This is a genomic window from Phenylobacterium sp. (genome assembly GCF_019636135.1).
Lineage (GTDB): Bacteria > Pseudomonadota > Alphaproteobacteria > Caulobacterales > Caulobacteraceae > Phenylobacterium.
The window spans coordinates 265,078-286,764 of record NZ_JAHBYD010000001.1 but is presented as its reverse complement, the minus strand read 5'-3'; the positions used below and the strand labels follow the sequence as shown (position 1 = coordinate 286,764).

20 protein-coding genes and 1 tRNA gene are annotated in these 21,687 nt (G+C 72.1%); 8 read left to right on the top strand and 13 right to left on the bottom strand.

The features are described from left to right. On the top strand, positions 1–3,166 hold a 3,166-nt coding region (locus tag KF737_RS01280), incomplete at its 5' end, for a CHAT domain-containing protein (protein ID WP_296449504.1). Between the two features lie 231 nt (positions 3,167–3,397). Further along, entirely contained in the window at positions 3,398–3,583 is a 186-nt protein-coding gene (locus KF737_RS01275; protein WP_296449499.1) for a hypothetical protein, read from the top strand. A 16-nt stretch (positions 3,584–3,599) separates the two neighbouring features. Here the strand turns inward: KF737_RS01275 and KF737_RS01270 are convergent. Further along, positions 3,600–3,674: transfer RNA gene (locus tag KF737_RS01270), tRNA-Gly, on the bottom strand. A gap of 175 nt (positions 3,675–3,849) precedes the next feature. On the opposite strand from KF737_RS01270, the gene KF737_RS01265 reads away from it, so the two are divergent. Both KF737_RS01265 and KF737_RS01260 read left to right on the top strand, forming a co-directional pair. Further along, the gene (locus KF737_RS01265) at positions 3,850–4,440 is read left to right on the top strand and encodes an HD domain-containing protein (protein WP_296449495.1); all 591 of its coding nucleotides are present in this window, start codon (positions 3,850–3,852) and stop codon (positions 4,438–4,440) included. 5 nt (positions 4,441–4,445) lie between these two features. Continuing rightward, positions 4,446–5,348 carry a hypothetical protein gene (locus KF737_RS01260; protein WP_296449492.1) on the top strand — a complete coding sequence of 301 codons (903 nt, stop codon included), beginning with the start codon at positions 4,446–4,448 and terminating at the stop codon, positions 5,346–5,348. 21 nt (positions 5,349–5,369) lie between these two features. On the opposite strand, the gene KF737_RS01255 is transcribed toward KF737_RS01260, so the two are convergent. After that, a complete protein-coding gene (locus KF737_RS01255) occupies positions 5,370–6,212 on the bottom strand; it encodes a TraB/GumN family protein (RefSeq protein WP_296449490.1) in 843 nt (280 codons plus the stop codon). A 300-nt stretch (positions 6,213–6,512) separates the two neighbouring features. Between KF737_RS01255 and KF737_RS01250 the strand changes: the two genes are divergently transcribed. Beyond that, the gene (locus KF737_RS01250; protein ID WP_296449486.1) at positions 6,513–6,716 is read left to right on the top strand and encodes a DUF465 domain-containing protein; all 204 of its coding nucleotides are present in this window, start codon (positions 6,513–6,515) and stop codon (positions 6,714–6,716) included. A 42-nt stretch (positions 6,717–6,758) separates the two neighbouring features. Here KF737_RS01250 and KF737_RS01245 read toward each other — a convergent pair whose 3' ends face one another. Then, on the bottom strand, positions 6,759–7,778 hold the full coding sequence (locus tag KF737_RS01245) for a 2'-deoxycytidine 5'-triphosphate deaminase (RefSeq protein WP_296449484.1): 1,020 nt from the start codon (positions 7,776–7,778) through the stop codon (positions 6,759–6,761). A gap of 128 nt (positions 7,779–7,906) precedes the next feature. On the opposite strand from KF737_RS01245, the gene metZ reads away from it, so the two are divergent. Next, positions 7,907–9,088 carry an O-succinylhomoserine sulfhydrylase gene (gene metZ / locus KF737_RS01240; RefSeq protein WP_296449481.1) on the top strand — a complete coding sequence of 394 codons (1,182 nt, stop codon included), beginning with the start codon at positions 7,907–7,909 and terminating at the stop codon, positions 9,086–9,088. Here the strand turns inward: metZ and KF737_RS01235 are convergent. The 5 genes from KF737_RS01235 to fmt form a co-directional block, all read right to left on the bottom strand. Beyond that, a complete protein-coding gene (locus tag KF737_RS01235) occupies positions 9,085–9,978 on the bottom strand; it encodes an Hsp33 family molecular chaperone (RefSeq protein WP_296449479.1) in 894 nt (297 codons plus the stop codon). The two genes, metZ and KF737_RS01235, sit on opposite strands and share 4 nt — an antisense overlap. Before the next feature lie 546 nt (positions 9,979–10,524). Then, entirely contained in the window at positions 10,525–12,135 is a 1,611-nt protein-coding gene (locus tag KF737_RS01230; protein ID WP_296449476.1) for a serine hydrolase, read from the bottom strand. A 27-nt stretch (positions 12,136–12,162) separates the two neighbouring features. Further along, the gene (locus tag KF737_RS01225) at positions 12,163–12,993 is read right to left on the bottom strand and encodes a TIGR00266 family protein (protein ID WP_296449471.1); all 831 of its coding nucleotides are present in this window, start codon (positions 12,991–12,993) and stop codon (positions 12,163–12,165) included. A gap of 214 nt (positions 12,994–13,207) precedes the next feature. After that, entirely contained in the window at positions 13,208–13,945 is a 738-nt protein-coding gene (truA, locus tag KF737_RS01220; protein WP_296449468.1) for a tRNA pseudouridine(38-40) synthase TruA, read from the bottom strand. After that, positions 13,945–14,871, bottom strand: a complete 927-nt coding sequence (gene fmt / locus KF737_RS01215; protein WP_296449465.1) for a methionyl-tRNA formyltransferase — start codon at positions 14,869–14,871, stop codon at positions 13,945–13,947. Before fmt ends, truA begins: the two co-directional genes overlap by 1 nt. 88 nt (positions 14,872–14,959) lie before the next feature. Here fmt and KF737_RS01210 point away from each other — a divergent pair, with 88 nt between their 5' ends. Further along, entirely contained in the window at positions 14,960–15,277 is a 318-nt protein-coding gene (locus tag KF737_RS01210; protein WP_296449463.1) for a cell surface protein, read from the top strand. Positions 15,278–15,500: 223 nt separating this feature from the next. On the opposite strand, the gene KF737_RS01205 is transcribed toward KF737_RS01210, so the two are convergent. The 5 genes from KF737_RS01205 to KF737_RS01185 form a co-directional block, all read right to left on the bottom strand. Further along, positions 15,501–16,010: a peptide deformylase gene (locus KF737_RS01205; RefSeq protein ID WP_296449460.1), complete on the bottom strand. Its 510-nt coding sequence runs from the start codon at positions 16,008–16,010 to the stop codon at positions 15,501–15,503. A gap of 56 nt (positions 16,011–16,066) precedes the next feature. Further along, the gene (locus tag KF737_RS01200; protein ID WP_296449457.1) at positions 16,067–17,281 is read right to left on the bottom strand and encodes a DNA recombination protein RmuC; all 1,215 of its coding nucleotides are present in this window, start codon (positions 17,279–17,281) and stop codon (positions 16,067–16,069) included. A gap of 34 nt (positions 17,282–17,315) precedes the next feature. Beyond that, positions 17,316–17,918, bottom strand: a complete 603-nt coding sequence (gene recR, locus KF737_RS01195; RefSeq protein ID WP_296449454.1) for a recombination mediator RecR — start codon at positions 17,916–17,918, stop codon at positions 17,316–17,318. 1 nt (position 17,919) lies between these two features. After that, positions 17,920–18,246, bottom strand: a complete 327-nt coding sequence (locus KF737_RS01190; RefSeq protein WP_296449451.1) for a YbaB/EbfC family nucleoid-associated protein — start codon at positions 18,244–18,246, stop codon at positions 17,920–17,922. A gap of 120 nt (positions 18,247–18,366) precedes the next feature. Beyond that, positions 18,367–20,205, bottom strand: coding sequence for a DNA polymerase III subunit gamma/tau (locus KF737_RS01185; protein WP_296449448.1), 1,839 nt, complete (start codon positions 20,203–20,205; stop codon positions 18,367–18,369). A gap of 398 nt (positions 20,206–20,603) precedes the next feature. Here KF737_RS01185 and KF737_RS01180 point away from each other — a divergent pair, with 398 nt between their 5' ends. Further along, positions 20,604–21,584, top strand: a complete 981-nt coding sequence (locus tag KF737_RS01180) for an alpha/beta fold hydrolase (protein WP_296449445.1) — start codon at positions 20,604–20,606, stop codon at positions 21,582–21,584. The last annotated feature ends 103 nt before the right edge of the window (positions 21,585–21,687 follow it).

Sequence of the window (21,687 nt, the reverse complement as noted above, 5' to 3'; positions counted from 1 at the left end):
TGTCATCGGCCAAAGCGGGATGCTGCCCGCCCCGCGCCGCCGCCAGCGCCCGGCCTGGCCCGGCGCCCTCGCGGCGCTGGCCCTGGGCGCGTGGGGCGGCGGCGCCGAGGCCGCGCCGCGCGAGGACTTCGTGCTGGGCCAGAGCGCACGCAGCGGGGCGGTCTGCACCGCCGTGCGCGACTGGGACGACCCGGTCGCGCAGCGGGCCGGCCAGCGCGCCTGGCAGGTGATGTGCCGCGGCTGGACGCAAACGCTGGGCCGCATCTACGCTTTCCATGCCGACGGCGCGGCGGCGGGCGAAGCGTGGCGCAGGCATCTCGCCGACCGCGCGGCCTGCGAGCCGGCGATGGACGCGCCCGATCCCGGGCTGGGCAAGACCACGCTCGCCGCCTGCAAGACCAGGCCGCTGGGCGCGAGCTACGTCGTCTACGAGGCCCACGACGGCAAGGACGTGATCGTGGCCGAGGGCTACGCCGCCATCGCCGACGTGCTGGGCACGGGCGTCAAGGTGGCGCTGGGCCGCCAGAAGCCGCCGGCCGCCACCAGCCAGCAGACCGCCAACCTCGGGACCGTGCTGGGCGGCCAGATCGAGAACCTGAACGCCGTCGCCGAGGCCAGCGCCGCCTCGCCCGCCAAGCAGAAGGAGGCCGCCTACCGCGAGGCCCAGCTCTGGCAGTTCGGCGACGCGGAGTCGCGCTTCAGCCAGCTCGCCGGCGCGTCGCTGGAGCGGCTCGGCGTCACCGACCGCGCCGAGGCCTACCTCAACGTCGCGCTCAACGCCTCCAACGCCGGCCGCACCTCCGAGGCCGAGGCCTATTTCAAGGCCGCCGCGCCGCTGGTCGCAGACGCCAACAGCGCGCCGCTCCGCGCGCTGTCCCTCAACATGCAGGCCGCCCACGCCCGCAACCAGCGCCGCTTCGACGACGCCATCGCGCTCGCCAGGCAGGCCATCGCCCAGCGCGCGGGCATGGCCGAGGTCGCGGCCGCCGGCCTGGTCACCCGCGCGGGCCCCGACGTCCGCCTGGGCCACGCCGCGGCGATGGCGCTCAACGCCCAGGGCAAGATGCCGAGCCTGCAGCTCTCGGCCGACGAGCGCGAGGCGGTGCGCGACGCCCAGGCCTGGCAGATCATCGGCACCAGCCAGGAGGCGCTGAAGCAGCGCGCCGCGGCCCGCGCCAGCCTGCAGAGCGCCATCGACATCCTGTCGCGCCCGCGCGGCGCCGACGTGCTGGGCTCGGCCGCGCCCTGGCTGGTGGTGCGCCTGCAGGTCGACCTCGCCACGCTCGACCGCGCCGACGGCCAGCCGGCGCTGGCCGTCCGCCGGCTGGAGGCCGCTCTCGCCGCCTACGAGATGAAGGACGCCGGCTCGCTCCCGCTGGGGCGCTTCCTGCTGGAGCTGGCCCGCGCCAAGGCCGCTGCCGGCATGGAGGACGAGGCGTTGGGCGACTTCGAGCGCGCCTTCGGCATCTTCCAGCTCAAGCGCGGCGCCCTGGGCGCCTCGGCCGACGCCGCCGCCGACTACTTCGACATCCTCTTGAAGCGGGTGGGGAACGACCCCGTCGCCAAGGCCGCCGACGCCCAGCGGTTCTTCGCCAGCTCCGAGGCGCTGGTGGGGGAATCCACGGCCGCCGCCTCGCTGCAGTTCGCCGAGCGCCTGAGCTCGGAGGGTTCGGCCAGCGCGGGCATCTCCCGCGCCCGCGACGCGACCCTGCGCCTCGTCGCCCAGAAGGACCAGGAGATCCGCCAGCTCCAGCGCGCCGGGGCCTACACGGGCGAGGCGCGCGAGAAGGCCGACGCCGAGCTCGACGCCCTGCGCAAGCAGGCCAACGAGCTGGAACAGCGCCTGTTCGACGCCAACCCGCGCTATGCCACCGCGCTCTCGACCACCGTCACCAGCAAGGACCTGCAGGCCGAGCTGAAGGACGGCGAGGCCTATCTCAAGGTCATGCTGCTCTCGAACCGCGGCTACGGCCTCCTGATCACCCGCGACGCCGTGCGGCCCTACGCCATCGACCTCAGCCGGCCGGAGGCCCGCAAGCTCGCCGCCAAGCTGCGCGAGCCGATCGCCGAGGTGGGCTCGGGCTTCCTGGGCGAGTGGGACGTGGGCGTGGCCCACCGGCTCTATGCGGCCCTGCTCGGCCCCATCGAGCCGCAGCTCAAGACCATCACCAAACTGATCTACCAGCCCGACCCGACCATGGTGGGCGTGCCCATCGGCGCCCTCGTCACCGACGACGCGAGCGTGCAGGTGATGGCGAAGAACGTCGAGCGCGCCCGGCGGGCGAAGGCGGAGGTCTCCTACAAGGGCGTGAGCTGGGTCGCCTCGCGCCTGGAGACGTCGGTGTCGGTCTCGACCGCGGCCTTCTACAACACCCGCCGCAGCCGCCCGAGCCGCGCGCCGAAGCCGTTCCTGGGCTTCGCCGACCCGGTCATCGCCAAGGACGACGCGGCGTTCCGGAGCGTGATGGCGCCCGACTGGTCGATCGCGCTCGCCGGCGGCGCCGACTTCTGCGCCAGCTTCCGCAAACAGCTCATGGAGATGCCGCAGCTCCCCGAGGCCGCCACCGAGGTCCGTTTCGTGGCCAAGGCCGTGGGCGCGCCCGACAGCGTGATCGTGGGCGCCGACTTCACCGACGAGCGGGTCAAGAACGGCGGCGGCTTCGAAGGCGCGCTCGACCAGTACCGCGTGCTCTACTTCGCCACCCACGGCCTGCTGCCGCAGGCCAACGGCTGCCTGCAGCCGGCGCTGGTCACCTCGCAGGGCGGGCCGGGCAGCGACTCGCTCCTCGACACCAGCGAGATCCCGCAGCTCCAGCTCGACGCCGACCTGGTGGTGCTCTCGGCCTGCGACACCGGCGCGGGCCTGGAGGACGGCGGCGGCGGCGCGGCCCTGGGCGGCCTCGTCTCGACCTTCACCTACGCCGGCGCGCGCAACCTGCTGGTCTCCAACTGGGAGGTGGACTCCGCCGCCACCGAGACCCTGATGTCGGCCCTCTTCAACGCCAAGGCCGCCACCCAGGGCGAGGCGCTCGCCGCCGCCATGCGCAGCTTCATCTCCCGCGACGACGACTACTCCCACCCCTACTACTGGGCCGCCTTCCTCATCGTCGGCGACGGCGCACGGGCGCTGCCGGGCGCCGAGACGGCGCGCGTGGCGGCGAACTGACGGCGCTCACGGACGATGATGCCAGACGCGAGCTGCGGACCCATCGCCCGGCTCGACCCGCCTCGGGCTTGCCCAGGCGACAATCCGGACCCATGTGATAGGGTACGCCCATGACCGAACATCAGCTCGACACCTATACGGAGACGCCACGCTGGCGGCTCATGATGTACCCGGTCGGCGGCTTCATCGCGGGCCTGCTCGTGTTCGGCGCCTGGGCGCTCTTCCGCTAGCATGTCCGGGAGCGACGACACCGAGCGCGATCTGCGTCTCGAGCTGATGCGCCTGGATCGCAAGCTAAAGGTCCGCGACCTTAAGCTGAAGGATCAACAGCTCGCGTTCGAGCCGATCAAGATGGTCTTCCTCGCCGGAGGCTTCGCGGGCGCCCTCGTCGCCGTCCTCAGGGTGTTCATGCACTGAACCTGGACCGGGAGACTGGAGCGGGTGAGGGGAATCGAACCCCTGACATTCAGCTTGGGAAGCTGACGTTCTACCTCTGAACTACACCCGCGCCGCCGGGATCGCTCCGGAAGGGCGATCCCTTTAGCGGACCTTCGGCCGGCCGTCGAGGCGGACGCTCGGACGAGTTGCACAAGGCCCCCGCGTGGATGACCCCGGCGAACGCGGCGCGTTGACCCCGCCGCGTCGCGCCCGCACCATGGCGCCCTCATGAGCGGGAGGTTCCGATGGCCGACGATGCGGCGCTGGATCGAGCAGTCTTCACGGCGATGACCGAGGGCACGTTCGAGGACTGGGCCGCCATCGGCCGCGCCTCGATGGCGCACCGCGGCGAGCACGTCGACCGGATCGTGGCGCACCTCAACCTGCTGAGCGGCGACCACGGCGGCTTCGCCGTCGACCGGCTGGAGCACTCGCTGCAGACCGCCACACGCGCCCACCGCGCCGGCAAGGACGAGGAGTACGTCGTCTGCGCCCTGCTGCACGACATCGGCGACATCCTGCTGCCGGCCAACCACGCCGAGCTGGGCGCGACCATCCTCGAGCCCTACGTCTCGGAGGAGAACCACTGGATCCTGAAGCACCACGGGATCTTCCAGGGGTACTACTTCTTCCACCACATCGGCCTCGACCGCGACATGCGCGAGCAGCACCGCGGCCACCCGGCGTTCGAGGCCTGCGCCCAGTTCTGCCACCTCTACGACCAGAACTCGTTCGAGCCGGGCTACGACACCATGCCGCTCGACGCGTTCACGCCGATGATGCGCCGGGTGATGGAGACCCCCAAGCGCTCGATCTACAAGCGCCCGGCGGCCTGAGCGCGATGAAGCTCGGGGGGGTTCCGGCGTTCGCGGCGGCCGCGCTGGCGGCCGCGCCCGCACTCGCGCAGACGACGCCGCAGGACCGCGCCCGCGAGGCGGCGGCGATGCTCACGGCCGCCGGCTTCACCGTCCGGCCCAACCAGATCCAGAACCTCTGCGGCCGGCCCGCCCAGCCGCGGCCCACGGCCGTCGACCTGAACGGCGACGGCCGGCCCGAGGCCATCGTCACCGACGCGGGCGACGCGGCCTGCTACGGCCCCGGCGGCGTGAAGGCGGCGGTGATCGTGCGCGAGCCCTCGGGCTGGCGGCTGATCGGCGGCGCCATGGGGCCGATCAAGGTGCTGCCGACCGCGACGCGAGGCTGGCGCGACTACACCATCGACGCGCCGGGCTGCCAGCCGGTCTGGGCCTGGAACGGCCAGGACTACACGCTGAAGTCCAACTGCCCGGCCGGCGGCGCGCCGCCCGCCCGGACCGCCGCGGCGCCGTCTGCGCCGCCTGCGGGGAACGCGGCCGACCGCACCGCGGCGCTTCGGGCCGCCGGCTTCACCGCCGTCCGCGGCCGCTACCCCGCCTGCGACACCTCCCAGGAGGTCACCATCGAGATGCGCGACCTGAACGGCGACGGCCGACAGGACGCCGTGGTCACGGACTACGGCACGGCCTGCTTCGGCATGACCGGCCAGGGCTACGTGATCGTGACCAAGGACGCGGCGGGCGCCTGGAAGCAGCTTTTCGGCAACCAGGGCATCCCGACCTTCCTGCCCACCCGCGGCGTCGGCGGCTGGCCCGACATCGAGAACGGCGGGCCGGGCTTCTGCTTCCCGGTCATGCGCTGGAATGGCCGCGACTATGCCATCATCCGCAGGAAGGCCTACCAGCCCGGCGCCTGCGCCGGCCGCTGAGGCCTGTGGGGCGGATGCGCCCTACTGCACCCGTTCCACCTTGAACCCACGCGCCTTCAGGAGCGCCGGCAGGCCCTCGGGGCCGATGAGGTGGAGCGCGCCGACGTTCACGACCTCGATGCCCGAGGCGCCGACGATCTCCGCCGTCAGCGTCTCGGCCCAGGCGCGGTTCCGCTTGCGGACGAGGGCGTCGTAGAGGCCGGGGTTCTCGGCCTCCAGGCCGTCGTTCAGGCGCGAGATGTCGCCCGCGAGCCAGGCCTTCTCCAGCGAGGCGGGCCCCAGCGGCGGGGGCAGAGCCGGCTTCCTGCGCCGGCGCATCACGTCGGTGAGATAGCGCACCTCCGAGGCTTCCGGGAGGCTCGCGTACATCCGCGCCTGGTCCTCCAGGGTCTCGAAGGTCCTGACCCGCTTGCCGGCGCCGCGCGCCGCGCGCGTCGCCACCATGTCGGCGCCGGCGTCGACGGAGGCGCCACGGCCCAGCACCGGGCGCACCGACAGCATCAGCGCCGCCGCCCAGGGCCGCAGGTGGTCGATGCGGGCGATGTCGGTCTCGCGCGCGAGCACCGCCAGGTCAGAGGGCGCGAGCTTGCGGCTGAGCGGCCGGTCGGGATCGGAGCCGTAGCGCTGGACCAGCAGCCGGATCGTCTCCGGGTCGCCCGAGGTCATGTCGGCCTCGAACCAGACCGTCCCGGCCCTCGCCATCGCCGCGTCGTAGAGCGGCGTGCGCCAGGCCACGCCTGGCTTCAGGGCATGCAGCGTGCCGAACAGGAAGACCTGGCTGTCCCCGTCCGAGACCCGCCACATGGCTGGCGCGGCCGCCGCCGGCCAGGCCGCCAGCAGCGCGGCCACGACGGCAAACGCCAATCCACGCCACACCATGGTCGTCCCCCGACCTGTCACCGCGGCCGACCATAGCCCCCGCCGCGGCGCACGTCAGTGCGACCCGCCGACGCTCGCCCGCTCACGAAAAGTTTGATCGAGGCGCCTCTTCACCAGGCGCCGCCGGGCGCCTAGCTCAGGAGGGCGGGACCGGGCCCCTCTGGCGATCACCCCCACGATCGTGATGTCGGACCGCGACAGGTGCGCTCGGGGCCTGGCGGAATCGCCTCTCTCCCCCATCAGGCTCCAAAGGGCTTCGGGCGCGCCTCCACACAGGAGGAGCACATGCAACACTACCGCATCTGGCATCTGCGCGATCGGCATCGCCAGCTCGAACAGCAGATCCGCACCGAGCTGCGCCGTCCGCATCCCGACGCGATGCGGCTGCAGGCCCTGCGCCGCCGCCGGCTGCACGTGAAGGACGCGATCGACAAGGCCGAGGCCGGGCTGCTGCCCGTGCGGGCCGGCGGCGGGCTCAGCCCCGCCTGACGGACGAAGGGCGCGGGCGGCGAGGCTCGCGCCCGTTTCGCCTCAGGGCGTCCAGACGCGGAAGTGCTTCGAGAGCTTCAGGCCCTGCCGCTGGTAGTGCGAGCCCAGGTCGCCGTAGAGCCGCGTCGGCTTCTCGGTCAGCGGCTCGTAGACCAGCCGCGCCACGGTCTGGCCGTCCTCCAGGATGAACGGCGTCTCGTGGCTGCGGACCTCCAGCACGCCCTTGCTGCCCTTGCCGTGCGCCTCGTCGGTCCCGAAGCCGGGATCGAAGAAGCCGGCGTAATGCACCCGGAACTCGCCGACCGAGGGGTCGATCGGCGTCATTTCGGCCGCTTCCATCACCGGGATCTCCACCGCCTGCTTCGAGGCCAGGATGTAGAACTCCCCGGGGTCCAGCAGCAGTTGGCCGTTGCGCGGGACCAGCGGCTCCCAGAAGTCGCGCGGGTCGTGGCCGTCCTCGTGGTCCAGGTCGACGACGCCGGCGTGGCGGCGGCCGCGGAAGCCGGCGATCTCGCCCGTCAGGTCGACGCCGACGCTCTCGGTGCGCAGCCGCGGCGGCTCGCCGGCCTTCAGGCGCAACTGGTTCAGCCGCGTGCCCGAGCGCACCAGCACCGAGAAGGTCTGCGGCGCGATCTCCATGTAGAGCGGCCCGTCGTAGCCCTCGTCCACGTCGTCGAAGGCGTGCCCGTGGTCGGTGATCACGCGCACGAACACGTCCACGCGGCCCGTCGAGCTCTTCGGGTTGGCCCGCGCCGAGATCCCCTTCGGCAGCGTCAGCCGCTCCTGCAGCTCGGCGATGTAGACGCAGCCCCGCTCCAGCACCGCGCCGGCCGTGAGGTCCAGCTCGTGCATCCGCACTTCCCTGAGCCGCTCGCGCACCGTGCCGTGCCGCGGCAGGAACGAGGCGCGCACCCGCCACGCCTTGCCGGCCAGGCGCAGATCGAGGCTCGCGGGCTGCACCTGGTCGGCCTCCCAGGGGGTCGCGGACGCGATCGCGCCGCCGGCGATCAGGGCTTCGATGGACTGGCAGGGCAGGATGCCCGGGGCGGTGATCTCGCTCATGGGCGGCGAAGCCTTAGCGCAGAACGCGGGTGTTGCAAGGCTCACGCGGGGAAGTTGGTGAAAACCGGCCCTTGACCCGGCCTCGCCCCTGCCGTTCAAGCGGCGTCCTTGCACCAAGGAGGCCACCGATGGCTGAAGATCCGCGCGACTGGGAAATCGAGACCCGAGCGGTGCGCGGCGGCCTCATGCGCACCGAGCACGGCGAGATCTCGGAAGCCCTCTTCCTCAACCAGAGCTTCGCCTACGAGAGCGCGCAGGCCGCCGACGAGCGGTTCGCGGGCGGCCCGGGCTTCATCTACCAGCGCTTCGGCAACCCCACGACGCAGATGTTCGAGGACCGCCTCGCCCTGCTGGAAGGCGCCGAGGCCTGCAAGGCCACCGCCTCGGGCATGGCCGCCGTGCAGCTCTCGCTGATGGGCCTGGTCCGCGCCGGCGACCACATCGTGGCCGGCCGGGCGCTGTTCGGCTCGTGCCGCTGGATCCTGTCGGAATGGATGCCGCGCTTCGGCGTCGAGACCACCTACGTCGACGCCACCGACATCGAGGCCTGGAAGAACGCGGTGCGGCCCAACACCCGGTGCTTCCTGGTGGAGAGCCCGGCCAACCCGCTGCTCGAAGTCACCGCCATCGGCGCCGTGGCCGAGGTGGCGCACGCGGCCGGCGCCAAGCTGGTGGTGGACAACGTCTTCGCCACGCCGATCTTCCAGAGGCCGCTGGCGCTCGGCGCCGACGTCGTCGTCTATTCGGCCACCAAGCACATCGACGGCCAGGGGCGCGTCCTCGGCGGCGCGATCCTCGGCGACGCCCAGTTGCTGACCGACGCCTACAAGGACATGCACCGCCACACGGGCCCGGCGCTCTCGCCGTTCAACGCGTGGGTGCTGCTGAAGGGCCTGGAGACTCTGGAGCTGCGCGTGCGCCGCCAGACTGAGACCTGCGGCAAGGTCGCCGACGCCATCGCCGCGCATTCGAAGACGAAGAAGATCGTCTATCCCGGCCGGCCGGACCATCCGCAGGCCGCGATCGTCGCCAACCAGATGACCGGCGGCGGCAGCGTCGTGGCCTTCGACCTGGGCAGCCGCGAAGCCGCCTGGCGCTTCCTCGACGCGCTGGAGATCTTCGACATCTCCAACAACCTCGGCGACGCCAAGTCGATGGCCACGCACCCCTGCACCACCACCCACCGCTCCATGCCCGAAGCCGAACGCCTGGAGATCGGCCTCACCGAGGGCTGGGTGCGCATGAGCGTGGGCCTCGAAGGCGCCGGCGACCTCGTCCGCGACGTCAGCCGCGCGCTGGACGCGGCCTAAGCCGCCAGCAGCGCCGCGGGCTCCACGGCGTAGACGCGGCTGCAGTATTCGCAGGTGACGCGGATCTTGCCGTCGGCCTCGACCATGTCGTCGCGCTCGGCGGCGTCGAAGCTCTTGAGCACGGTGATGATCCGCTCCTCGCTGCAGCGGCAGAAGGCGCGCAACGGCCTGGAGCCGAACACGCGGACGCCGTCCTCGTGGAACAGCCGGAAGAGCAGCGTCTCCGACGACAGGCCCGCGTCCAGCAGCTCGTCCTCGCCGATGGTCTCGAAGAAGGCCTGCGTGCGGTTCCACGCCTCGACCGTCTCGCCGCGGGCGTCATCGGCGGCGATGTACTGGATCAGGAAGCCGCCGGCCCGCCACGCGCCGTCCTCGCGGCCCACGGCCAGGCGCACGCGCGTCGGCGTCTGCTCGGATTGCGCGAAGTACTGCTCGGCGCAGAGCGCCAGGGTCTCGCCCTCTATGGCGGTCATGCCCTGGTAGCGGTCCATCTCCGGGCCCTGGTCGACGGTCATCATGAAGACGCCGTCGCCCAGCAGGGTCTTGGCCCCCGGGCGCTGGAAGCCGCCGCTGACCTGCGCCACCTCTTCGGCGTCGAACCGGCAATAGCCGCGCAGGCCTCCGCTCGTGTCGTAGTCGGCCACGACGTAGCGCACGGGCCCGTCGCCGCGGGCCTCCACGATCAGGCGGCCCTCGAACTTCAGGTTGGAGCCGACCAGGGCGGCCAGCGCGCAGGCCTCGCCCAGCAGGTTGGCGACCGGCTCGGGATAGTCGTGTCCGCGCAGGACCTCGTCGATCGCCGGGCCCAGGCGCGCCACGCGTCCGCGGACGGGCTCCCCCTCGATCTGGAACGCGCCGACGACGTCGTCGGGGATATTCGCATCAGGCATCGGCGCAATATAGTCGCTGGCGGCGCAGTTGCGAGGCGGGGCGTCGCCCTGGCCGCACGAACGCGCTCCCCACCCCCTGAACGTCATGGCCGGGCTCTGTCCCGGCCATCCAGACGCGCAGGCGTGCGGAAGCGGCCCGCGGCGGGCGCCGCTGCGAGCCTTCCGGGATCGGTGCTCATGGGTGGCCGGCACAAGGCCGGCCATGACGTTCGGGGAGGGGAGAAGGGCGCGCGGCGCGCGCGCTTGGTTCAACCACGAACGAACACGAACGCGCCTGTGCGGCGGACGGTCTGAAGTGCTCGTCCGGCGAGGCTGCGGGGAGAGGGCTGCGGAGTGTGAGGCCGGCAGGGCGCGTTCGTGGGCCTTCGTGTGGGTTCGTGGTTCTAAAACCTCCTCTTGAACGTCATGGCCGGGCTTGTCCCGGCCATCCAGACGCACAGGCGTGCGGAGGTGGCCCGCACCAGGCGCCGCTGCGAGCTTGCTTGGGGTCGGCGTGTCTGGATGGCCGGGACAGGCCCGGCCATGACGTTCCTTGGTGAGGGAGCGCTACCGCGCGTCCACCCGCCGGAAGTCGAGGGCGTAGACGCGGCTGTTGGTGAAGCGCAGCGCCGTGACCTTGCCCTTCGCGTCGCGCACGATGCGGATCAGGTTGCCGTCGCCCTGGAAGGCGTCCCTGTAGAGCGGCTGGATGACATAGGGCGCGCTGGGCCGGTCGGCCGGAGCGATCACGGCGACGCCGCCCTTCACGCTCACCACCAGCACGCCGCCCGCCTCGGGGCTGGAATAGGCGCCGGCCAGCGGCAGGAGGTCGGCCTCCTCTGGCTTCCATTCGGCCTTGCGCGCGAAGGTCACCGTCTCGCCGGCCGGGTCCACACGCTTCACCGTGTCGCCCGCGAAGGTGAAGTCCATGCCGCCGCCCGTGTAGCGACCCGCCTCTGCCTGCGGCTGGAAAGCGCCGCCGCCACGCACGCGCAGCTCGCCCTTGTCGGCCACGACGCGCAGCACATTGCCGGTCCGCTCGTCGACGTAGGCGCCAGGGATGCGCGCCAGGTCCGGCTCGGACGCCAGCCGCGCCGCGGTGGGCGCGGCAGGCGGCGGCGCCACTGCGTCGACCACCCGATGGCCGACCTGGACCGGATTGACGTCGGCGCGGTTGCAAAGCAGCGCCACCGACAGCCCCGTCGACGGCACGCGCGCCAGCCAGGCCCGGTAGGCCGCCGTCGCCCCCGAGTGCGAGACCTCCTCGCGCCCGCTCCACGACAGCACCATCAGGCCCCGCGCATAGGTGATCCGCCGCCCGCCGGTGAGCGTCGCACGCTCGGCCATCTTCTCGGCGATCCCGGCGCCCAGGCGGCCCTCGGAGAGCGCCCGGTTCCAGATCAGCAGGTCGCCGACCGTCGTCAGCAGCGCGCCGTGGCCGTAGGTGTTCTCGAACGGCATCTCCTGCAGCCAGCTTCCGTTCTGGCCCGGCTCGTAGGCGATCGCGCGGCCCTGCACCACGCGGCGGAAGTCGTCGCGCCAGCTCGTGTGGGTCATGCCCAGCGGCTGGAACAGGCGCTCCTTCGTGAAGTCGGCCAGCGTGCGCCCGCTCACCCGCTGCACGATCAGCCCGGCCAGGTTGTAGCCGGTGTTGGTGTACGAGTAGGCCTCGCCCGGCGTGTAATTCAGGCCCTTCTGCCGCACCGCGATCAGCAGCACCTCCTGCGGCGTGTAGATGCGGCTGGTCCTGGGCCACCCGGCCAGCGCCGCCACCTCGCCCCAGTCGCGCAGGCCGCTGGTGTGGCTGAGCAGCATGTCGATGGTGATCGGCCGGCCGTAGTCCGGCATCTCGGGCAGGTACTTGCGGATGTCGTCGGAGAGCGCCAGCTTGCCGTCGGCGGCCAGCAGCAGGATCGCGGCGGCCGTGAACTGCTTCGAGACCGAGCCGGCCTCGAAGATCGTGTCGGGCGTGATCGGGACGCCATGCTCCAGATCGGCCGAGCCGAAGCCGCGGTAGACCGGCGCCTGGCCCTTCTGCTCCACGCCGACCGCGCAGCCCGGATCGTCCGCCTTGAACCGCGCGAAGACGCCGCCGATCGGGTCGGCCGGCGCCGCCGGAACCTGCGCCTGCGCCGCCGTCGCCAAGGCCAGGGCCCCGGCCAGCCCGATCCACCGCATCCTCAGCCTCCCCGCGCTCTCGCCAGCCTAGCGGTTGCCGCCGATCAGGTCGCCCAGGCCGCCCAGCACCGAGCCCTCGCCGCGGTTCTGCCCGGCCGGCCCCGCCGCCGCCAGCATCCGCCCGGCGAGGCGCGCGAACGGCAGGGACTGGATCCACACCTTCCCGGGCCCGGTCAGCCGCGCGAAGAACAGGCCCTCGCCGCCGAAGAAGATGCTCTTCACGCCACGCACCATCTCCAGGTCGAAGTCAACGCTGGGGGTGAAGGCGGCCAGGCAGCCGGTGTCGACGTGCAGTTGCTCGCCGGGCGCCAGCTCGCGCTCCACCAGCGTGCCGCCCATCTGCACGAACACCCAGCCGTCGCCGTCCAGCTTCTGCATGATGAAGCCTTCGCCGCCGAACAGGCCGGTCATGATCTTGCGCTGGAAGGCGATGCCGATCGAGACACCCTTGGCCGCCGCCAGGAAGCTGTCCTTCTGGCAGATCAGCGTGCCGCCCACCGAGTCCAGCTTGATCGGCAGGATCGCGCCCGGCGTGGGCGAAGCGAACGCCACCTTGGCCTTGCCGCGGCCCTGGTGGGTGAAGACCGTGGTGAACAGGCTCTCGCCGGTCAGGAGGCGCTTGCCGGCGCCCAGCAGCGAGCCCATGAACCCGCCCTGCTGGCCCGAGCCGTCGCCGAAGATGGTGGTCATCTCGACCGAGGCGTCCTTCCACACGAAGGCGCCGGCCTCGGCGACGGCGCTCTCGCCGGGGTCCAGCTCGATCTCGACGAACTGCAGCTCCTCGCCCTTGATCTCGAAGTCGATGTCGTCCGAGACGCCGGCGCTGCGCATGTGATGGTTCCAGGGGCCTTGCGACATGGGGGCGGTCTCCGGTTTTCGAGTCAGAGGAATGTGTAGCGCCCTCCTCTCCCCCCGCGAAGCGGAGAGGGAGAGGGCAGGGAGAGGGTGGCTCAGGCGGTGGAGCGTCCCGGGAGGTTCAGCGAGGATCCTCGGTCCACCAGCGGCGCGATGCAAAGCGCCGAGCCGCCCTCTCCCTGCCCTCTCCCTCTCCGCTTCGCGGGGGGAGAGGAACTCAATAGCCGACGTGGGTGAGGTACAGCCCTTCGGCCGGCGCGACGGGGCCGCAGGCCTTGCGGTCGCGGGCGGCGAGGGCGGCGGCGACGTCCGCCTTCGTCCAGCGGCCGACGCCGACCTCGGCCAGCGTGCCGGTCATCGAGCGGACCTGGCGGTGCAGGAACGAGCGCGAGGCGAATTCCAGGATCACCTCCTCGCCCTCGCGGCGCACGGCGGCGACGTCCAGCGTCTTCGTCGGCGACCTGGCCTGGCAGGCGAGGTCGCGGAAGGTGGTGAAGTCGTGGTGGCCCACCAGCGCCTGGGCCGCGTCGTGCATCGCTTCCGCGTCCAGCGGCTTCTTCACGTGCCATACGCGGCCCTGGTCGATGGCCGGCGGCGCCATGCGGTTCAGGATGCGGTAGCGGTAGCGCCGCTCGGTCGCCGAGAACCGGCTGTGCCAGCCCGCCTCCGCCACCTCGGCCGAGATCACCGCCACCGGATCGGGCAGCAGGTGGAAGTTGAGCGCGTTGCGCACCGTCTCGGCGGGCCAGTCCTTGGCGAGGTCGACGTGGACCACCTGGCCGGTCGCATGCACGCCGGTGTCGGTCCGGCCGGCGGCGCCGACCCGCAGGTCCTCGCCGCAGAACCTCTTCACCGCCCGCTCCAGCGAGCCCTGCACCGACGGCAGGCCGGCCTGGGCCTGGAAGCCGTGGAACGGCCGGCCGTCGTACTCGATCAGGAGCCGGTAGCGGGGCATCAGCCGAGCCTCGTCCCCGCGGGCACGGGATGGCCGCGCAGGAAGGCGTCGGCGTCCTGCGGGCCCTTGCCCTCGCGCTGCACGCGCAGCAGCCGCACCGCGCCCTCGCCCGTCCCGACCAGCAGCCGGTCGTCCAGGGCGACGCCCGCTTCGCCGGCCTCGTCCTCGAACCGCGACAGCAGCGCCTTCACGCGCACGGGCCCCTTCTCGGTCGGGAGTTCGAACCACGCCCCCGGGAACGGCGACATGCCGCGGATCTTGCGGTCCAGCACCGCGCCGGGCTTCGTCCAGTCGAGCCGCGCGAACCTGGCGCTGATCTTCTTCGCATAGGTCACGCCCTCCCCGGACTGGGGCGTGGCGACGGCGGTCCCCGCCTCGATCTCCGGCAGGGTGCGCACGATCAGGTCCGCGCCCGCCGCCGCCAGCCGGTCGTGCAGCGTCGAGGCCGTGTCCAGCGGGCCGATCCGCACGGTCGCCGTCGAGAGCACAGGCCCCTCGTCCAGCCCCTCGGTCATCCGCATCACCTGCACGCCGGTGACCGCGTCGCCGGCCATGATCGCGCGCTGGATCGGCGCGGCGCCCCGCCAGCGCGGCAGGAGCGAGCCGTGGACGTTGTACGAGCCCAGCCGCGGCGCCTCGAGCACCGCGCCGGGCAGGATCTGGCCGAACGCCACCACGACCGCCGCGTCGAGGTCCAGCGCCGCGAACGCCGCGATCTCGGCGGGGTCGCGCATCGACGCCGGGGTGCGGACGGGAATGCCGTGCGCCTCGGCGAAGGCGTGGACCGGCGACGGCTTCAGCCCGTGGCCGCGCCCGCGCGGCGCCGGCGGCTGCGAGTAGGCGCAGGCCACCTCGTGCCCGGCCGCCACGATGGCGGCGAGCGCGGTGACGGCGAAGTCGGGTGTGCCGAGGAAGGCGAGACGCATCGGCCCGCTCTTAGCCGCCCCGAGCGGCCAAGGGAACTTGCGCGCAAGCGGAGCCGTTCACCCGCCGACGCCTCAAGGGAGCCCGCCCATGTCCAGGATCATGTTCGCCGCCGCCGTCGGTCTCGCCCTCGCGCTCGGCGCCTGCAGCAAGACCGAGCGGCAGGACACCGCCGCCGACGTGAAGGCCGCCGCCGACCGCGTCGGCCAGAAGGCCAAGGACGCCGCCAACAGCCCCGAGATCAAGAAGGCCGGCGCCGAGCTCAAGGACGCGGCGGGCGACGCCGCCGACGCCACGAAGTCCGTGCTCAAGGGAGCGGCCGCCGGCGCCCGCGACGGCCTGGCCAAGGCCGAGGCGGAGGGCAAGAAGGCCGCCGACGCCAGGGATGCGAAGGACGCGAAGCGCTGAACATCCCTCCTCTTCAGGGCAGGGCAATCGCATATGGATGCGGGCGGCCGAAAGGCCGGCAGTCAAACCGCAGAGATCGCGGAGATACGCAGAGGATTCCGGTGGATCCGCGCCCCTCTCTGCGTGTCTCCGCGATCTCTGCGGTTCAAGAATCGGGCGGACAAGCCGCCCACAAGCCATATGCGATTGCCCTGCCCTGAAGGGAGGGAACGCGACTTCGTCGCTACGCCGCCTTCGCCTGCTTCTTCACCTTCTTGATCGCCTGCTCGCGCTTCAGGCGGCTCAGGTGGTCGATGAAGAGGACGCCGTCGAGGTGGTCCATCTCGTGCTGGATGCAGACCGCGTAGAGCCCTTCGGCGTCTTCCTCGATCTGTTCGCCCCGGTAGTTCAGGTAGCGCAGCTTCACGCGGGCCGGCCGTTCCACCTCGTCGTAGATCTCGGGCACCGACAGGCAGCCCTCCTCGTACGGCGCGGTCTCCTCGGAGGCCCACAGGATCTCGGGGTTCACGAAGTAGCGCGGCTGCGGCTCCTCGCCCTCGCGGGCCAGGTCCATGACGATGACGCGCTTGGGCACCGCGACCTGGATGGCGGCGAGCCCGATGCCGGGCGCCGCGTACATGGTCTCCAGCATGTCGTCCATCAGCGCGCGCAGTTCGTCGTCGACCGCCTGGACGGGCTCGGACGCCTGCTTCAGGCGGGGATCGGGAACGACGATGATCTCGCGAAGGGCCATGGCGGGCAGGTAAGCGGGGGATAGTTGAGCGTCAAGGTGGGACAAGCAGCAGGCGACTACTCGCCGCTCGCCGCGAGCCGGACGGTAGGCGCCTCGGCTTCCAGCAGCTTGGTCAGCGGGCGTACGCCGGCCTCGACGACGGCGAGCTCGCCGACCTCCTTGCCCTGGTGGTCGACCTTCAGGTCCTCGAAGCGCCGCGCCTGGGTCAGCACCTGGGTCTCCAGCGAGCCCACGAACTGGTTGTAGCGGGAGACCGCCGCCTCCAGCGCCTTGCCCACCGAGCCCGCGTGCGCGCCCATCACCGAGATGCGCTTGTAGAGCTCCTTGCCGAGGTCGGCGATCGCCTGAGCGTTCGCCGCCTGCTCCTCGACGCGCCAGCCGTAGACCACCGCCTTGCAGAGGGCGAAGAGGGTGGTCGGCGTCACGATCACCACGCGCCGGTCCATGGCGTCGTTCATCAGGTCAGGCGCCCGGTCCAGCGCCGCCGCCAGCGCCGAGTCCAGCGGCACGAACATCGCCACGAAGTCGGGCGAAGCCTCGAACTGGTCCCAGTAGGCCTTGGCGGAGAGGCCCTGGATGTGGCCCTTCACGCTCTGCACGTGGCGCATTCCGGCCGCATCGCGGGCGAAGTCGTCGGCGGCGTCCTGCAGCTCCAAGAAGGCGTTCAGCGAGCACTTGGCGTCGATGACGAAGAGGCCGCCGCCGGGCAGCTTCACCGTCACGTCGGGCCGCCGGCGGCCCTCCTCGGTGTCGGTCGAGGCCTGCTCCTCGAAGTCGAACCGGCCCGAGAGGCCCGCCGCCTCCAGCACGTTGCGCAGCGTCTGCTCGCCCCAACGGCCCTGCACGCCCGCCCCGCGCCGCAGCGCCGCCGAGAGCTTGCGGGCCTCGTCCTGCGTCGCCGTCGAGGCGGCCAGCAGGCTCTGGATCTGCTCCTTCAGGCCGCCGGTCTCCTCGGCGCGCGCCTTCTCGACCGCCGTCACCTGGGCCTGGAACTTCTCCAGGCTCTCGGCTACCGGCTTCAACTGCGCTTCCAGGCGCGCTTGCGCGAGCTGCTCGCGACTGCGCACCTGCTCCTCGTTCCGCTTCAGGATCTCCTCGGCGAGGCTCGACGCCTGCTGGGTCAACTGGGCCGCGAGCAGGTCGCCGTGCCCCTCGACCAGCTTCGCCTTCAGCTCGGCGGCGTGGGCCCGGCCGCGCTCGCGCAGCGCCCAGGCGACGGCCCCGGCCGCGATCAGCGTCATCAGGACGGCGACGAAGAGAAACGCGTTCATGCTATGTTCCATAGCACGAGTCGTGTCGCGGGAGCTAGGCCGGCCGCCGCGCCCGCATCGCCTGGGCGATGGTGCCGTCGTCCAGCCAGTCGAGCTCGCCGCCCACCGGCACGCCGCGGGCCAGCATGGTGACGCTGACGTCGGCGTTCGAGAGCCGCTCGGCGAGGTAGTGCGCGGTGGTCTGGCCGTCGACGGTGGCCGGCAGCGCCAGGATCACCTCGCGCACTTCCGGCGCGCTCGCCCGGTGTACCAGGGGGCCGACCTTCAGCGCGTCCGGGCCGACGCCGTCCAGCGCCGACAACAGCCCGCCCAGCACGTGGTAGCGCCCGCGGAACGCCGCCGCCCGCTCCATCGCCCAGAGCGCGCCCACCTCCTCGACCACGCAGATCAGCGCCCCGTCGCGCACGCCGTCGGCGCAGATCGCGCACGGGTCCTGGGTGTCGAGCGAGCCGCAGACCTGGCACGTCTTCACCCGCCGCGCCGCCTCGCCCATCGCGTCCGTCAGCGGCAGCAGGAGCTGGTCGCGCCGCTTCAGCAGCGCCAGCGCCGCGCGCCGCGCCGACCTCGGCCCCAGCCCTGGCAGCTTGGCCAGCAGCCCGATCAGCCGCTCGATCTCGGGTCCGGCGGACGCGGCCAAGTCAGAACTTCGGCATGCCGGGAATATTGAGCCCGGCCAGCGGGCCGGCGGCGTCCCGCATCAGCTCGGCCTGGGCGGCGTCCAGCTTGCGCTTGGCGTCGGCATGGGCGGCGACCATCAGGTCGGCGACCACCTCGCCTTCGCCCGGCGCCATCAGGCTCTCGTCCAGCTCCACGCGCGCCAGCTCGCCCGTGCCCCTCAGCGTCAGCTTCACCATCCCGCCGCCGGACGTGCCCTCGACCTCCAGGGCGGCGATCTTCTCCTGGGCGTCGGTCATGCGCTGCTGCATGGCCTGGGCCTGCTTCATCAGGGAATTGAGGTCTTTCATCACATCCACTTGCTGCGCCGCAGGCGCTGTCCTGAAGAAACCGCGGAATACGCGGAATCGCATCCGTCCTTCCGCGCCATTCCGCGTATTCCGCGGTTCGATTCAAGCGGCTTCGCCGCCTCATTCGTCGTCGCCGTCCTCCTCCGGCGGCGCGGCGTCGGCCGGGGCGGCGGCCTCGGCGGCCGTCTCCAGGTTGCGGACGCCCACGATCTCGGCGCCCGGGAAGGCGTCCATCACGGCCTGCACGAACGGGTCCTGCTCGATCTCGGCGCGCACCTCGCGCTGCTCGCGCTTCTGCTTCTCCCACAGGCTCTCGGCCCCGCCGCCGCCCTGCGTCGACAGCAGCCACCGCTCGCCCGTCCAGTCCTTGAGCCGCGACACCAGCCGCTGCGCCAGGTCGTTCGGCGCGCCGGGCGCGGGCTCGTACTCGATGGCGCCCGGCCGGAAGCTGATGGGCCGCAGGAACCGCTCCACGTCCATCTTCAGCCGGATATCGCGCCGCCGGTCGATCAGCGCCAGCAGGTCCTCGAAGGTCTTGAGCTCGGCCACCGGCTCGGTGGCGGGCGCCGACAGCGGCATCGCCTGGCGGGCCACCGCGGAGGTCGCGATCCCGCCCTGCCGCGCCGTGGGGCCGCCACCGCCGGAAGGTCCGCCCGTCGGCCCGGCGCCGCCCATCGGCTCGCCGCTCGTCAGGCGCTTCAGCGCCTCTTCCGGCCCCGGCAGGTCGGCCGCATAGGCCAGCCGGATCAGCGCCATGTCGACGGCCGCCGCCGCATCCGGCGCGCGCCGCACCTCGTCGTAGGCCTTCAGCAGGAGCTGCCACACCCGCGAGAGTACGCCGGCCGAGACCGCCGCGCCGACCGCCGCCAGCCGCAACGCCTGTTCCTTCGGCATCACCAGCGCGTTCGGCCCGATCGCCTTGGCGACCGAGGCGCCGTGGGCGTGGTCCAGCAGGTCCATCACCACCTGGTCGGGGTTCGCGCCGTAGCCGTAGAGCTGGCGGAACGTCTCGATGGCCGCGCCCGCCTCGCCCCGCATGAGCTGTTCGAAGAGTCCGATCGTCTGCGCCCGGTCGGCCAGGCCCAGCATGTCGCGGATGGACGCCGCCGTGACCGTCTGGCCCGGCTCGGCCTGCACGATCGCCTGGTCCAGCATGGACTGGCCGTCCCGGACCGAACCCTCCGCAGCTCGTGCAATGAGCATCAGGCCATCGGCCTCGACGCGCGCGCCCTCGTTCTCGCAGATCATCTCCAGGTTCCCGACCAGCACGTCGGGTTCGACCCGGCGCAGGTCGAACCGCTGGGTGCGCGACAGGATGGTCACCGGCACCTTGCGGATCTCGGTGGTGGCGAAGATGAACTTGGCGTGCGGCGGCGGCTCCTCCAGCGTCTTCAGGAGGGCGTTGAACGCCCCCGTCGACAGCATGTGGACCTCGTCGATGATGTAGACCTTGTAGCGGGCCTCGACGGGCGCATAGCGCACGCCTTCCAGCAGCTCGCGGATGTCGCCGACGCCCGTGCGGCTGGCGGCGTCCAGCTCCAGCACGTCCATGTGCCGCCCCTCGATGATCGAGCGGCAGTGGACGCCCTCTTCCCTGAAATCGAGGGTGGGCTCGTGGACGGCGTCGGTCTCGTAGTTCAGCGCGCGCGCCAGCAGGCGGGCCGTGGTCGTCTTGCCCACGCCGCGGACGCCGGTGAGCATGAAGGCGTGAGCGATCCGGCCCGACGCAAAGGCGTTGCGCAGCGTGCGCACCATCGCCTCCTGGCCGTAGAGGTCGTCGAACGACCGCGGCCGGTACTTCCGCGCGATGACGGTGTAGGCGGCGCCCCCAACGGGCGGAGACTCTTCCTGGTCCGGCGCCTTCGGCGCGGGCGGCGGGCCGCCGAACATGTCGGGCGTGTTCGGATCCCGTTCCGGCGGGGAATCGTCGCGCTCGAAGTCGTCGCCCATGCCCGCCATCTAACGGGAGGCTTCCCTCCCGGCAAAGGGGGACGGCCCGAAAGTTCGGTGGAAAGCGCGCAGGGTGGCGGGACACGCGCCAAACGGGCCAGGACCAATCGACATCCGGCGGCCCGGACGAGCACCCTTCTCCCCGCCGGGGAGAAGGTGGCGCGCGCAGCGCCGTTCTGATTCAACCACGGAAAACACAGAAAACACGGAAGGCAGCGGACCACACGGAGCCTCTTCTGTGTCCTTCCGTGCTTTCTGTGGTTCATCCTGCGCCTGCCGCACGCAGAGCGTCGAAGGCTCAGCGCGCCCGTTCATCCGTCAGCCTGCGGCTGACACAGCCGGATCAGGACCGGTTCTCGTTGGCCAAGCTTGGTGAACTGAAGGTCGATTGGCCCTAAGCAATCCGGATGCTGCGCATCCTGCTCGCCTCGCTCCTCGTCCTCGCCGCCGTGGCCGCCGCGGCGTGGGGCGCGGTCGCCGTCGCCGCGGAGGTGATCAGCCGCAGCTACAAGCCGCGCGGCGAGATGGTGGACGTCGGCGGCCACAGGCTGCGCCTGGTCTGCGAGGGGCCGAAGGGCGCGCGGCCCGTGGTCTGGATGGAATCCGGCGCGTTCAGCGGCGCCGCCGACTTCGCCGCCATCCAGCAGAAGCTCGCCGCCAGGGGCCTGCGCTCCTGCGCCTACGACCGCGCCGGCATGGGCTATTCCGAAGCCGGCCCGGCGCCGCGCGACGGCGACGCCATCGTGGGCGACCTCAGCAAGCTGATGGCCGCCTCGGGCGAGCCCGGCCCCTATGTCCTGATGGGCCATTCGATGGCGGGACTGTACCTGCGCCAGTTCGCGGCCTCGCACCCGGACCAGGTGGTGGGTCTGGTGCTCCTCGACGCGGTCACGCCCGAGATGGTCGAGCGGCGCGAGGCCAGCCGGTTCGCCGATCGCATGCTGGGCCTGGCGCGCCTGGGCGCCGTGGCCGGCAGCGTGGGGCTGACCAAGCCGCTCTACTGGTGGGGCGACCGCATCGGCCTGCCGCCGCAGGGCAGGGCCGAGAAGCGCCGCGGGTTCATATCCGGCCGCCAGAGCCGCACCGCCTATGCCGAGGTGCGGGGCTGGCGCGCCGCCGCCGCGCAGGCCGCCGCCGCAGGGCCGCTGCGGCCCGAGTGGCCGATCGCCGTCGTCACCGCCGGGCCGCGCTCGCCGGCGATGTCGATGTGGGACGAGGTGCGCCAGGCCCCGGCGCGCGGGTCGAAGGCGCCGATGATCGAGGCGGTCGCCGAGGCCGACCACCGCACCCTGCTGGGCCTCGTCCACGGCGACCGCGCGGTGGCCGGGGTCGAGCATGTGCTCGCGAATGCGGCGCCTCCGGCGCCACGGTGGATTCTTTTATACTAGTTTCATAATTACTGGACTCCGTGCGGCGGCAGAGGCAGGGTCTCGCCGTTCCTGGCTGCCGGCCCACGCATCCCTGCCGTCATGGCGCGGACATGCGGGGCGG